This window comes from Desulfovibrio intestinalis (assembly GCF_014202345.1).
Classification (GTDB): Bacteria; Desulfobacterota; Desulfovibrionia; order Desulfovibrionales; family Desulfovibrionaceae; genus Desulfovibrio; species Desulfovibrio intestinalis.
Genome location: NZ_JACHGO010000003.1, coordinates 264,040 through 277,121 on the forward strand (window position 1 = coordinate 264,040; position 13,082 = coordinate 277,121).

At 57.1% G+C, this 13,082-nt stretch carries 10 protein-coding genes; 4 read left to right on the forward strand and 6 right to left on the reverse strand.

The window, feature by feature from the left end:
• Positions 1-581: 581 nt before the first annotated feature.
• The 6 genes from uvrC to thiD all read right to left on the reverse strand — a co-directional run bounded on the left by uvrC (position 582) and on the right by thiD (position 9,369).
• Positions 582-2,603, reverse strand: a complete 2,022-nt coding sequence (uvrC, locus tag HNQ38_RS06320; protein ID WP_183718780.1) for an excinuclease ABC subunit UvrC — start codon at positions 2,601-2,603, stop codon at positions 582-584.
• Positions 2,604-3,321: 718 nt separating this feature from the next.
• On the reverse strand, positions 3,322-4,851 hold the full coding sequence (locus HNQ38_RS06325; RefSeq protein WP_183718567.1) for an outer membrane homotrimeric porin: 1,530 nt from the start codon (positions 4,849-4,851) through the stop codon (positions 3,322-3,324).
• Positions 4,852-5,502: 651 nt separating this feature from the next.
• The gene (gene truA, locus HNQ38_RS06330) at positions 5,503-6,291 is read right to left on the reverse strand and encodes a tRNA pseudouridine(38-40) synthase TruA (RefSeq protein ID WP_183718568.1); all 789 of its coding nucleotides are present in this window, start codon (positions 6,289-6,291) and stop codon (positions 5,503-5,505) included.
• Positions 6,291-7,652, reverse strand: coding sequence for a MotE family protein (locus HNQ38_RS06335; RefSeq protein WP_221277836.1), 1,362 nt, complete (start codon positions 7,650-7,652; stop codon positions 6,291-6,293). The genes truA and HNQ38_RS06335 overlap by 1 nt, the downstream gene beginning before the upstream one ends.
• Positions 7,609-8,052, reverse strand: a complete 444-nt coding sequence (fliJ, locus tag HNQ38_RS06340; RefSeq protein ID WP_183718569.1) for a flagellar export protein FliJ — start codon at positions 8,050-8,052, stop codon at positions 7,609-7,611. The genes HNQ38_RS06335 and fliJ overlap by 44 nt, the downstream gene beginning before the upstream one ends.
• A gap of 516 nt (positions 8,053-8,568) precedes the next feature.
• Positions 8,569-9,369 (reverse strand): bifunctional hydroxymethylpyrimidine kinase/phosphomethylpyrimidine kinase, encoded by an 801-nt coding sequence (gene thiD, locus HNQ38_RS06345; RefSeq protein WP_183718570.1) that lies wholly within the window; start codon positions 9,367-9,369, stop codon positions 8,569-8,571.
• 280 nt (positions 9,370-9,649) lie between these two features.
• Between thiD and HNQ38_RS06350 the strand changes: the two genes are divergently transcribed.
• From HNQ38_RS06350 to HNQ38_RS06365, 4 genes are all read left to right on the forward strand, one after another.
• Entirely contained in the window at positions 9,650-11,110 is a 1,461-nt protein-coding gene (locus HNQ38_RS06350; RefSeq protein WP_183718571.1) for a hypothetical protein, read from the forward strand.
• A complete protein-coding gene (locus tag HNQ38_RS06355) occupies positions 11,107-11,730 on the forward strand; it encodes a bifunctional adenosylcobinamide kinase/adenosylcobinamide-phosphate guanylyltransferase (RefSeq protein ID WP_183718572.1) in 624 nt (207 codons plus the stop codon). The genes HNQ38_RS06350 and HNQ38_RS06355 overlap by 4 nt, the downstream gene beginning before the upstream one ends.
• Positions 11,724-12,416: a hypothetical protein gene (locus tag HNQ38_RS06360; RefSeq protein ID WP_183718573.1), complete on the forward strand. Its 693-nt coding sequence runs from the start codon at positions 11,724-11,726 to the stop codon at positions 12,414-12,416. Before HNQ38_RS06355 ends, HNQ38_RS06360 begins: the two co-directional genes overlap by 7 nt.
• 68 nt (positions 12,417-12,484) lie before the next feature.
• A complete protein-coding gene (locus HNQ38_RS06365; RefSeq protein WP_183718574.1) occupies positions 12,485-12,934 on the forward strand; it encodes a hypothetical protein in 450 nt (149 codons plus the stop codon).
• Positions 12,935-13,082: the final 148 nt, after the last annotated feature.

Below are 13,082 nucleotides of genomic sequence, written 5' to 3' on the forward strand. Positions count from 1 at the left end.
GTCATTCAGGGCGGCGGTTTGGGCCACCGGTCTGGACTTGTGATGTCCGGGTCTCAATATGCAAGAATAAGGCCGTTATATATAAGGTCAATGGCTGCCATTGGAAAATAAGTATACATTTTTGCGCAAAAAAACAAAATCCCCCAGCCTGAGACGCTGGGGGAGCTGGGAAAAACACAATGAAGGACGGAGTGCAGAGCTTTGCAGCCGGAAAAGAATTAGCTGGGTAGAGGTCGGGCAGGGTGGGGTAGGCGACGTGCTGTTGGCAGCAAGCGCCAGACGGGCTTTCCGCCTTAGACCATTGCAGGACATTGGCCCAAGCCTATTGATGGAAACAGGCCTAAGGGCCTCGGTGCTTTTTACAGATGGTGAGGGCTAGGGGCCTGTTTCTAGAGCAGATTAATTTTGAAATGCAATCACTTCAAAGTTGTCATTCTGCCGAAAAATGCGATTTTCGGCAGAACCCACGCCGCGTTGCGGCGCGCTGCACGGGGCATTTAAACTTTTCAAAAGTTAAAATACCCCAGATAATGGCCTTTTGCCGCAGCCAGTTGGACAAAAGAGTTAATCAGAAACAGCTCCTAATGCAGCCCCGCCAGTTTTTCCAGCAGCAAGGCCGCCTTGGCCGCCCCAATGCCGGGCAGGCTGCACAAATCTTCTTTGGTGGCCGCGCACATAGCTTCCACACTGCCGAAGCGGTCCCATAAAAGGCGCGCCGTGGCAGGGCCGATGCCGGGCAGGCGCATGAGCTCACCGGAAAGGGCCGCGCCACGCTTTGCCTTACGGTGCCGACCAATGGCAAAGCGGTGGGTAGAGTCGCGCACGTTTTGCAGGAACAGCAGTTCTGGCCCGCCTTCACGCAGGGGCAAGGGATTGGCCCTGTCTGGCACAAAAATGCGGTCAGCCACGTTACCTGCACGGCGGTCGGCATGGCCTTGTTCATCCCTGGCTTTGGCAATGGCCGCCAGTGCGAAGAGGTCAGACTGGCCTGCCTCACTCAGTGCACGCTGTATGGTACGCAGTTGCCCGCGTCCGCCGTCGATGAGCAGCAGGTCTGGCCATGGGGGGCCGCTTTCAAGCCTGCGCGCCACCCACGCGTACAGGGTGGCGTAGTCATCGCCGCTGTCTGGCATGGCGTAAGCGCGGTACTGGGAACGCGCGGGTTGACCTTCTTCAAAAACTACCATGCCCACCCGTGTTTGCTGGCCGCCCGTGTGGGAAACGTCTACGCATTCGATGCGGTGCGGCGGCCCTGCAAGATGCAGTGCGCGCGCCAGTCGGTCAAGAATGCCCATCTCTGACTTCTGTTCCTGACGGCGTGCCTCTTCCCGGGCATTGGATTGGGCCATATCCACAAGCTGATTGTCCCCGGCATTTTGCGGCGGCACAATACGCACTGCGCCGTTGCGGCGGTCAGACAGGGTCTGTTCCAGCAGTTCACGGCCTGTGGCGGGAAGCGGCGCAGGTGTGCCGCTGTCGGCATGAACAGCGGGTGAGGCCAATATGGCCGAAGGATTCACATCCGACAGTTTTTCAGCAGAAAGCGCGTCCATCGCTTCGTGCAGGACTGCCCTAAGTGAGGTCTTTTCTGCATCAGAAATTTCTTCATCCGCCAGACCTTCAGCGCCGTCTTCTCTGACTGCATCTTCGGCATCTTGCGGAAGCCAGGGCAGCAGGATTCTGGGCGGCGGGGTGACCTGACTGTAGTACTGGCTCACAAAGCTCCAGAGCAGTTCGGGGGCGTCTTCAAATGTCAGACCCGGCCAGTAGAAAGAGCGTCCGTCAGTGACAGCGCCGCCGCGAACAAAGACAATGCCAAGGGCGAGCCCCTTGTCTGCCGGAAAAAGCCCCACAGCGTCCATGTCGCCACCACCGGGCAGCACGGCGGCCTGACGCTCAACCGTGCGTTCCACAGCCTGAATCTGGTCGCGCAGAACTGCGGCTTTTTCAAATTCCAGATCTTCAGATGCCTGATTCATGGCCGTGCGCAAGCTGTCCAGCAAGGGAGCGGCGCGTCCCTGCAACAGATCGCAAACTTTGCGCACGTTTTCGTTGTATTCCTGCGGAGTCACCATGCCCATACACGGAGCGGGGCATTGGCCCATGAAATGGTACAGGCAGGCGCGTACACGGTTTTTCATGGCCTTGTCGGAACAGCGGCGCAGGGCAAAGGCGCGGTGGATGATTTTCCAGGTTTCGCGGGCCGCCAATGCCGAAGTGAAGGGCCCAAAATAGCGCGCGCCATCTCGCCGGGCCTGACGTACGATCTCAAGCCGGGGGAATTCATGCTTGGTGTTCAAACGAAACAGCACATACTGCTTGTCGTCGCGCAGTACGATGTTGTAGCGCGGCCTGTGTTTTTTGATAAGGCTGGCTTCGAGAAGCAGAGCTTCTTTTTCCGTGGTGGTGGTAAGATATTCTATGCTCTCGGCGTGAGAAAGCATGGCTTTGGTCTTGGCGGGCAGACCTTCGGGCCTGAAATATGAGAGTACCCGCCGCCGCAGCACGCGAGCCTTGCCAACATAAATTATGCGGCCACGGTCGTCCTTGTAGAGGTAAACGCCGGGCGAAAGTGGGATAGTTGCGGATTCCGGTTTCTGCATGCCCACCATATAACCACCATTGGCAAACTTGCCAACAGAAAGGATGAAGACTGGGGGAGGGGGAGCTCAACGCAGTTTGGTTGATTGCTGACGTTGGTGAAGCGCTAACGTCGCGATCTGCAAGTGCAGGCGCTGGAAAAGCTATAGTGTGTATAGAATTTTCTGTATGATTAGGCATGAAATTGTCAGGACCTTAAGTCTGACGGGCCGCATGGCATTGCAACGTTGGCAAGGCGCATTCCAAGGATTTTACATCCTCATCGCGGCCCCAACTGCAAAAGTAAGCAGTCATGCTTGCATTCTCTCACTAGGGGGACTGTTCCGCTGCGCAAAGAGACTCCATCAACGGTTCGAGGTGTACTCTCAAGGCTTACGGAATGCTCTAAGTAGTGCGACGCAGACTTCAAGCGAAGTGCGTTCTATTTTAGCTGTTACCTCTCGGGGGTAGCCGTTGCGACGGGTATGGCCAGGATGCTTTGGTAGTTACGGTGCATAAAACTACGGATAGAGACAGCACCTGCGTGGAACATGCAGAGTCGTTACGCGTTCTGTCTTTAAACGTAATTTCCTGTCTCACAACATTTGAAGCGTCCGTAGCTATGCTGTCCTAGCCAGTAAGGCGGCTCCGTACGAATAAAATCACTCAAGGTAGCAGCATACACAGAAAAAGGGGAGCCTTGCGGCTCCCCTTTTATAGCGAAACTTGAGTTCTGTTCTCTTAGAAAGAGTACACGAAGCTCACGTTGACGTTCCAGGGATCACGCACTTCGTCGGACTTGCCGTTCATCTTGCTGTTGCCCCACACGGACTTGGACTGGTCAAGCCAGGTAGCCAGGTAAGCGGCGTCAAGCATGATGGTGAAGTTTTCGTACATCTGGTAGGTGTTGGTCAGGCCCACTTCCATAACCACGTCTTCGGTGGTCATGTACAGGGGATCCATACCAGCAGCGCCGCTGTTAGCAGCGAGGTTGGTGGGCTGCCAGCTGTTGGACATCTTTTTGGCCATGGTCGGGCTGTTGGTGCCGCCGATGACGTTCACGCGGAAGGTGTGCTTCAGGTCTTCCAGGAAGCTCATGTCCTTCAAGCGCGCGCCCACGCCCCAGGTGCCAGACATGCTGTAGCCAAGGGTGGCTTCACGGGCAATGTAGGGGTTGCCGTTGAAGGCGAAGTTGGAGAAGCCGTTGTTATTGTTGTTCACGCTCAGGCTGGGCATACGCTCGGAGCCGTTGGCGGGGTTGCTGTCGTCACCGGAGCCGTACCAGCCGTAGATGCCGGGGATGGCCCAGTCAAGCTTGTATTCAGCAAGCAAAGAAGCCAGCCAGCCGGAACGGTTCAGGCGGCTGTCGTCGTAGTTGGCGGAACCGTAGTTGAAATCCCACGCAATGCGGATGGGATCAAACATGGTCACTTCGCCGGTCAGGCCAGCCCAAACGGCACTGCCGTATTCGTTCAGCTTTTTGGAGGCGCTGCTGCCGTCCTTGTGGTGAGCGCCGCCCACGGGAACCATGCCGGCGCGGGCATACTTGCCGGAGGTGCCGCTGAACTTACCAATGGAGTTGTCACCACTGCGGAAAGCGTTGGGGCCGAGGGCAGCGTACATGACCCAGGGGGTCACTTTCACGCCGTCAAAGGTCAGGGGCACGAGCAGGCCAGCGACGTCCACGTTATCCAGGAAGTTGTCGCGGTTGCTGTTGCCGGTGTTGGTTTCGTTGACCGTGTTATAGTTGTCGTTCCAGGGGCGGGCCCACAGAGCGGTCACGGCAACGTTTTCGTTGAACTGGTAGGAGGCGGTGATGCCAGCCACGTCGTCGTTGAACACGTTGCTGCCGGTGGTGAAGCTGGGAATGGCCATGCCCTGAATGCCCATGCGCACCTTCAGGTCGGTCTGGGGAACGATCCAGTCGATGTAAGCGTTCTTCAGCTTGATAGCGCTGCTGTTGTCAGCGCCAAGAGCACCGCCAGTTTCACTCTGGCCCCAGGTCTGCTTGCCAATTTCAAAGAACACGGTACCGGACAGGGACTCAGAAGCCACGGCGTCCAACTGCAGGCGTACGCGCTGGTTGGCTTCGAATTCGTCTTCTTTGCCGTTGTAACCGGTCTGGCCGTGGCCACCGGTGAAGTTGCCGTTCATGCCGTAGTCAAAGCTCATGATCCACTGGCCCTTGGCCTTGAAGTCGATGGCGCTGGCGCCTGTGGCTGCGCCGAACACGAGGCCGGCCGCCAACAGAAGAGTAGCGATCTTTTTCATTGTTAACCTTCCTTTATTTTGCCCAAGTAGGGCACGTTTTTGCTGTACACGCCTGTGGAGCGGTTGTCCGCTTCGGGCTAACTATAGGAAAGGCCCGAACACATTGCAAGCATTATCGTGCAAAAATTTTAACCAAGAAATGCCCAAAAAATGAAAAAAAACCCAAATCCCTAGAAAATCTTTGGGTTAAAGTTTTTCTAGATAATATTTTTTTTTCCTGACTTTACACAAAATTGGGGCGCTGGCCTTCAAAATTATCAAGGGCGCATTAAATTCAGTCTGTTACACTAGGATTACAGTCGGTATAATTTTTTGGGCGTCCAAAAAGAAAAATTGAGAAGAGGGACAGAATTGTTGCTGATCGGGATGGCTCTGTTAGGCAGTGTTGTTAAGAGTGCCTTTTCAGTTCTTCCTGCTCAGAAGTATTCTTTTTATTCTGGCAGAGCACCATAAAAGGAGGGTGCCTGTATAAAAGGCCCACTTTCTTATAACAAGAAAAATTCTCTCGTGATGGCACTGTCTATGTGGATTATTTTTTTGCTGCCCCTGGCGTAGACGCGGGGCATCAGTAGAACTCAATCGGAGATTCGGGGTATGCTGATTTTTTGCCAGTCAGCGGCAGGCGGGATGGTACGCGTAGTGTGTAAAGTTTTAGTCAGGATCAGTCGCAGGGTATTCCACACGCACGAGAGCGAGACCTTCCGGGGGAGCCGTCACTGAGGGCACCGCCCGCCGATCAAGAGCGGCCAACTGGGCAGGAATTTGTTCTGGTTCCATTTTGCCTTGCCCGCAGGCGGCCAGAAGGCCAGCCATGTTGCGGACCATCTGCTTGAGAAATCCGTCAGCCGTGACGGCCAGGCGCAGCATGGGGGCGTGGGGCGGGTAAAACTCGCACGGTGGCAATTGTTCCAGACGGGCGTCCAGCAGGGTTCGCTCGGTATTTTCCACATCTGTGCCCGCATTGCGCAGGCCAGCGAAGTCGTGCGTGCCCAGCAGATAGGGAATGGCCTTGCGCATGAGATCCAGATCCAGCGGGCCGCAATTCCAGACAAAGGGGCGAAGCTGGGGCGGCAGAAAGCGGCGGTCTTGCCAAAACTGGTAGGCATAGGTTTTGCGCAGGGCATCTTTGCGGGCGTGAAAATCAGCCGCCGCCGGGCTGGCCTCCAGCACCCGGATGTCATGCGGCAGCACGGCATTGAGGCTGTGCCGCCAATCAAATCCTTCGCGGGCGTCGGGCACGTCGCAGTGCGCCACCTGACCGTGAGCGTGCACGCCAGAGTCCGTACGCCCGGAGCCGTGAACGCGCACGAGCTGGCCTGTGAGCCTGAACAGGGCGGCCTCAAGCGCGCCCTGAATCGTTGGCGGGGGCTTGGGTTTTTCCTGTATCTGCCAGCCGCTGTAGGCCGTGCCCACATAGGAAACAAGAAGTCTGAGGCGCATTATTCGGGCAGCTTCATGCGAGTGATGATTTCCGTCAGTTTGGCTGTTTTGGCCGGGTTGACGTAGGTAAGGATGTCCCCTGACTGCTTGGGCGACATGCCCGTGAGAATGCGTACAGCCACTCGCTCATCCATACTTTCCAGAGCCTTGGCAGCAGCCTTTGGCTTCATCTGGGTATAGGTGAGCACGAGGCGGCGGATTTTTTCGTCTTCGATGCCACGCGCTTCGCGGATCATGTCCTTCATCTTTTGTTCCGCGCTCTGCATGTCCTTGAGGCGCTGATCCATCTGCTGGCGCAGCATGAGGATATCCTGTTGCTGGCGGGCCAGCTCCTGAGCCTTGATATTGGGATCAGTTGTCGGCTGCGACGGACGCACGTTAGGCGTCGGTGCCGCAGGTATGCCTGTCTGGCCGCTCATGGGCAACGCAGGAGTGAATCCAGCGCCCTGACCATTTGCGCCGGATGAACCGCGCGGCGGCAAGGGCGCGCCATCCGTACCCTGACCACGGGGAATATTGGCCGGAATTTCCGCTGCGCCGGGCAGCGAATAGGGGGCGGCCTGCGCGGCAGGAGCAAAGGGCGTTGTTTGGGCCGAGGGCGGCGTTTGCGGTATGGGCATATCCTGAGCAGCGGCGTGGGCAGCCTGCACGCTGCCAAGTGCCGGAATCGGCAAACGGGCAAGGGCGTCGAGCCAGCTGGGTTCGCCAGAATTTTTTGCCGCAGCGTTTGCAGTGGAGCTGCTGCTTTGCGTAGGCGCGCTCACGCCGGGCTGGGCCAGAGGCGCAGGCAGGGGCTTGGGCTGGCTGATGTTTGGCGGCGTGAAAAGTTGTTGCTCTGCGGCATGGCTTACGGAGGACACGCCTGCGGTCATAAGCGGTGCTGGCAGGGCTTCGGCGTCAACAAGCCTTCCCTGCATGGGGCCAGAGCTGTGCGGTTGGGCCGCAGCCGCCATTTTTGCGGCAGCCGAACCCTGCGGCGCACTGGCCTGATCCTTGGCAAGCTGGACAACAGCCGCGCCTTGAGGCGCTACGGTTGCGGCAGGCGCGCCAGGTGCAAGGTTTACCCCAACGGTAGCTTCTTGAGGGCTGGCGGGCAGGTCAACGGCCTGGGCATCCTTGTCACCTTCCTGACGGCTTGCAGCCACAAGCGCGGTCAATTTTTCCATAACAGCCGCGTCGGACAGGGGATCAACGGGAGGAACAAAGGCTGTTTGCGAAGGTGCGCCGCCAAGCCACGAAGGCAGGGGAACATCAAGAAGCAGCATGCTGAGCATGGAAAGCTTGATAAAGCAAAGCACCGCCAGCCAGCGGAACAGCTTAGAGAGTCGGAGCTTTGTAGCGGAGGGTTGCTGTTTCGTCATTGGTGCGTTGCTCCTTCAATTGTTCCTCACGGGCATAGTGCTGTTTTTGCCTTTCCTTGAGCTTTTCCAGCAATTTTTTGTCGATGGCGCGTTCAGCCAGCAGCTTGCGGGCTTCTTCAGCCAGTTGTTCGAGCATGCGTACCTGAAGGGTTTCGTGGGCTACATCTGCCCGCAGGCCTTTGGCATATTGCTCAAGCAGCCAGCGCTCGGATGCGTCCATAAGAACTGCCCCCACAAGACGGTCCTCCGTCTGGAGCAACTCTGCTTTGACCTTATCAAGGCGGTCCTGGGCTTCGGCCAGACGGGCCCGCTGAATGGCAAGGTTTACCTTGGCCTCTTCTTCCAGCTGCTCCCGGTAATCCAGCACTTTTTGCATTTTGAAACGGAAGGGCACGCGCATACCGCCTTTTTTTTGACACCTGCGGGGTATCCGTTTCCGTCAGTTGCAAACAGCGGGCCAAGCGGCGTTCCACTTGTGACCGTACGGCCCGTGCAGATACGCTTGCGCGATGAATTTTCGCAGGCAGGTTCAGGCTGTTGCGCGTGGAACAAATCTTCCCCAAAGAGTTTTCGATGGAAGGTGCTCGTCTGTTCTGCGGGTGCTCATGAAAAAGCGCCAGCCACCAAAGCTGCGGGCCGTTCTGGCGACGCTTTGCGCCAAAATACAGTCTGAACCGGGGGCAGCCAGGAAAACCCGCACCGCGACTTGTCTTCTATCTATATATAGACAGTGTACGCAGAAAGTTCCGCTGGCGCGCCCGGACGCCACTTGATGAATCGTTTTGCTATATAGCTTATCAGCGTTTATTTTAATATACATTGAGGCTGGTTAAGCATCTGCCCGCCATAACAAGCGCCCCTTAACTTTGAGGAATGTACGCTTTTAACGGCATTTTGCTCTATCGCTACCCGGCTGCTATAAGTTCAAGCCCGCCGCATGGTTGACTGGGCCAGCTCCGTTGCCGGGGCTGTAGCTGCGGCGCAGGGCGAGATTAAGATACTCCTGAGCCCGCGTCACTGCTACCTGAAGGGGCAGCCCCTTGCCAAGACCCACTGCTATGGCCGCAGAAAGCGTACAGCCAGTGCCGTGATTGTTTTCCGTATCTACCTTGGCCTGCGGCAGAGCCTTGGGGGCCTGGCCTTCCATGCACAGGCAGTCTGTGACAACGACGCTGTTTTCCATATGGCCGCCCTTGATAAGCACTGCTCTTGCGCCCATTTGCAGCAGTTTTTCGCCTGCGGTGGCGGCATCGTCCAGACTGTCGATGGTCATGTTGGTCAGCATTTCCGCTTCCGGCCTGTTGGGCGTCAGCAGATCGCAGCCGGGCAGAATGTCATTGACAAGAGCGGAGATGGCGTCTTCCTGCAAAAGGCGGCTGCCGCTCTGGCTCACTGAAACGGGGTCAACAACAAGAGGAAAACTGCGCCGCCGCAATACAGGGGCCACAGCCCGGATAATGCCAGCGGAAAAAAGCATGCCCGTTTTTGCGGCTGCCACGGGAAAGCCATCAAGCACCGTGTCTAGTTGAAGTGCCACGAAATCAGGGTCAGGAGCATGTATGCCCGTGACGCCCATGCCATTTTGGGCGGTAAGCGCCGTAATGACGCTCATGCCATAGCCGCCTAGAGCCATAATGGTTTTCAGGTCTGCCTGGATGCCCGCACCGCCGCCAGAGTCGGACCCGGCAATAGTGAGAATGTTAGGAGGAGTTAACATGCGAGCCCCTTTTGAGTAGAAATTAGAAACAGTATAAGCGAACAGAGGTATACTATAGCTCTCCCTGTTGCCGGACGCAATGTGTTGATGTCAATCACCGTTTCCGGCCGCGACGAGTCTAGAAAAAGTCTTCACAGCCCCGAGAAGCAATGCTAGCATCCGCTAGGCGGTATGAGCGCCGTACGGGAGTGCCCCTTATATAGCTTAAAGCTCCCCGGCGCAGGCTTTTGCGCCCAGTGTGATTATATATTTTCGCGCGCCGCCAGAGAAGGAGTTGCGCATGAAGTTGGAAAAAAAAGAACCCGGCGTACCGGGTATTGTTAATCTTCCCGATCCTGCTCCGGGCAAGGGCGGACGTAAGGTTGTGGCTTTGGCTCTGCTGGCGGTATTGCTGGTGGGTGGAGCCGCCTTCTGGCTTACGCGGGATAAAGATACTCGCGATCATTGGCGCGAACAGGCTGCCTCTGTTATTGATAACGCCACCAGCGGCACGCCTCTGGCTGGTGTGGGCGATGCCTTTCGCGACGCGCCTCCGCCGCCGCCTCCATCGGTTGTCAGTCCTTATACAGCGCCGGGTACCCTGGCTGGTCAAAATGTACAGGGAGCAGTAGGTGGCCCCGCAGACGGCACCATGCCCGGAAGCGGCCTTGCGGCAACAAACGGCGCTGCGGCCCCAACTGGTCTGCCCCCGCGAGTTACGGAAGACAGCCGCGTGCGCCCGCAGTTTGTGGAAAGTCTGGCGGCCTATCTGGTTTCGCGCTTCAAGCCCGGCCCTCGCGCTGGCACGCTTAATGTCTCGGTGCAGAACGTCAATCAGCGGTTCGGCACAAAACTTACGGGCATTGCTGAAGGCGATACCGGGGGCAGAGCGGCTCTTCTGCGCTATGCCTTTCATCCCACCATGCTGCAAGGTCTGTACAGTCTGTATGTGGACCGTTTTATGGAAGACGTGGCCCGTGAAGCAAGGGCCAAGGATTTCACTGCCGAGCAAACGCATCAACTATATATGGCGCTGGCTGGCCGCTTTGTGATGCTTGCAGGAGCGCTGGAGGGCGTTGCAGCAACGCCCGATCTGGATGCCCGCTTGCGCCAGGTGGACGCTGCTGCCCAAAGCACAGTGGACATTAACAGCCAGATGGCTGAAGCGGTATTTGAATACGACCAGTTGCGTGAATCCGGGGCGTCTCAGTCGCAGCTCAGCACGTCGCAATTACGCGTAGATGGCCTTGGGGCGCGGTTTCGCCGTTCTCTGGAAGAGCAGTCGGTGGTGCAGCGGGCTTTGGTGAACGCCATCCGGCGCGGGGCCGGGCAGACTATGGACGATGACGAACTGCTCTTCGTAGCCCGCTGGGCAGACCGCCGTCTCAAGCAGGATCCGCAGGCTATGGCATCGGTGCAGTCTTCTGCAGGTATTTTGCGCGATCTTGCCCGCCGCTTCGCTCAGGCCGCCACTGGCGCGCCCGCAGCGCACACAGGGGCAACGCAGCAGCCCGCTCATTCCGGCCCGGCGGCTGGAATGGGGGCGGCACAAGGCACGCCGCAAGGTTTGACCGTGCCCGGTGGTAATGGCGCTCTTGCTGCGCCTGCGCCCGCCCCTACGCCTGCCCCGGCACAGGTTCCGGCTCAGGGAATGGCCCCGGCTGTTCCTGCCGCGCCGCATACAGGTTCGGCGCTTACGCCGCCTGCCGCGCGTCAGGAAGCCATTGGAGCACCCGTTCAAGTGGGCGGGCAGGGCCGTTGAGCGCGCCTTGCGTCTTTTTTGTGGGCGGCACACGCAGCGGTAAAAGCGACATGGCCCAGCGCTGGGCCGAAGCTGTAGCCCCGCAACGTCTGTATCTGGCAACCTGCTGGGCCGAGGACGAAGAAATGACGCGCCGCGTGGCGCGCCATCAGGACATGCGGGGCGCTGGCTGGCAATGTCAGGAAGAACCTCTGGACCCAGCCGCCGCCCTTGACCGTCTTTTTGCCGCAGTGTCACAGGCAGACAATGCTTGCGCGCCGCAAAAAGGCGAGGCTTTCGGCAGGTCTGAAAGAGCAGAAACTCTTGTGCCGGGCGTCGTTCTGTTAGACTGCGTAAGCCTGTGGATTGCCAATCTTCTTGCCCGAGATCAGGACGAGGATACAATTTTACGCAAAGTATCGGCCCTTGGGGAGCGCCTTGCGGCACCTCCCCTGCCTGTGGCTGTGGTCAGCGCCGAGACGGGCCTGGGCCTTGTGCCCATGTCGCCTTTGGGGCGGGCCTTCAATGACGTGCTGGGCCTCGCCAATCAGAAACTGGCCCGGGTTTGCCATCATGTAGTTTTTGTCAGCTGCGGCCTGCCCCTGCCCCTCAAGGGGGCGCTGCCGGAGGAAATATGCTGAATTGTGCGCGTATAAACATCGGCACGGCCAATAGAAACGCCTTGTCGATGGCATTGTTGTGTCTTTTTCTTGTGCCGCTGTGCCTTGGACTTGCTGTTCCGTCTCTGGCAGCAGGCACGGCAGCCGCTGCGCGGCAATGTGTGGTGCAGGCGGGCAAGGCTGTGGACAGCGCCGACGCCACGGCTTTTGAAAAACTTGTGGATGTGGACGGTATTCTTGCCGACGCCCTGGATATTTTTGTGCGCCGCGCCAAACAGCCGCAGGCCGCTGCCGAACTGCCGCCTATGCTGGCCATACTGTTTTCTCAGGCCGGATCAGGCGAGCAGGGCAGCGCTACGGTGCGCGCGGTGCTGCTCAGCGAATCCCGCTCGTTTATCATGAATGGCATCAGTTCCGGCGCATTTGCAGGGCGCAAGGTGGATGGCCGCGCCGCACAGGGCGTGCTGGCTCCGCTGTTTGCAGATGCCTCCACTGGCCGCAAGGAAATTCGACAGGTGGGCGAGGCACGCGCCAAAAATGGCGACTGGCTGGTGCCCTTTACGGTGTATGACCACGGCAATGGCGAAAGCTACCGGGTAACCGGGCGGGTGAGTTTTGACGGCAGCAACGCCGGGCGTCTGGTTGCTGTTGAAAACCTTGAAGCCCTTATGGGGCAGGTAGCTGACGAAAGCCGCAGTGTGCAGTGAGGCGGTGAGCAGTTCAGCGGCTATGGCTTTGACAATTTTCTGTAAAAAATGCCCAGCCCGAGGCTTGGATGCGCATATCCGTTGATAATCGCCACAGAATTGTATTGCTTCTCTTTGTAGTGTTTGACCATCTTGTGTGGCTGTATGGCGGGCATTGGGAGCAGGCGTCTTTTGCCTATGTGGTGATGACGGAATGTCTGCGGATTTTCGTGGGCATGGCCCTTGTGGCAAGCTTTTTTTACCCAAGGATTCTGGAAGGCAGTGTTAAGTTTGTGCTGGCGTATTGCCTGGTCATGTTTGTGCTGAATCTATTTGGTTGTACGGATAAAGCGAGGAATTCCGATATCCCTGGTTCTATGGTTAATTTTTTTTGGTTCAAAAAAGACCGCTTTGTTCCCATTGAGTATGGATTTCTTGCGACAATAATTTATTCATACTTTATATTAGGTACATATTTCTTTTCCGGGAAATATATTAATCCTGAAATCATTGCAAAAAAGAACATTAACAGAGCTTGATAATATATTATGTATTGTTAATTTTTGCATATTTAAAGGTAGATTGATTGCTTTTGATGCCCTCATGGGACGGAATGTTGATGAAAAACGCAGCGTACAGAGAGGCGGTGAGCAGTTCAGCGGTATTGGTTTTGACGAATTTCTGCAA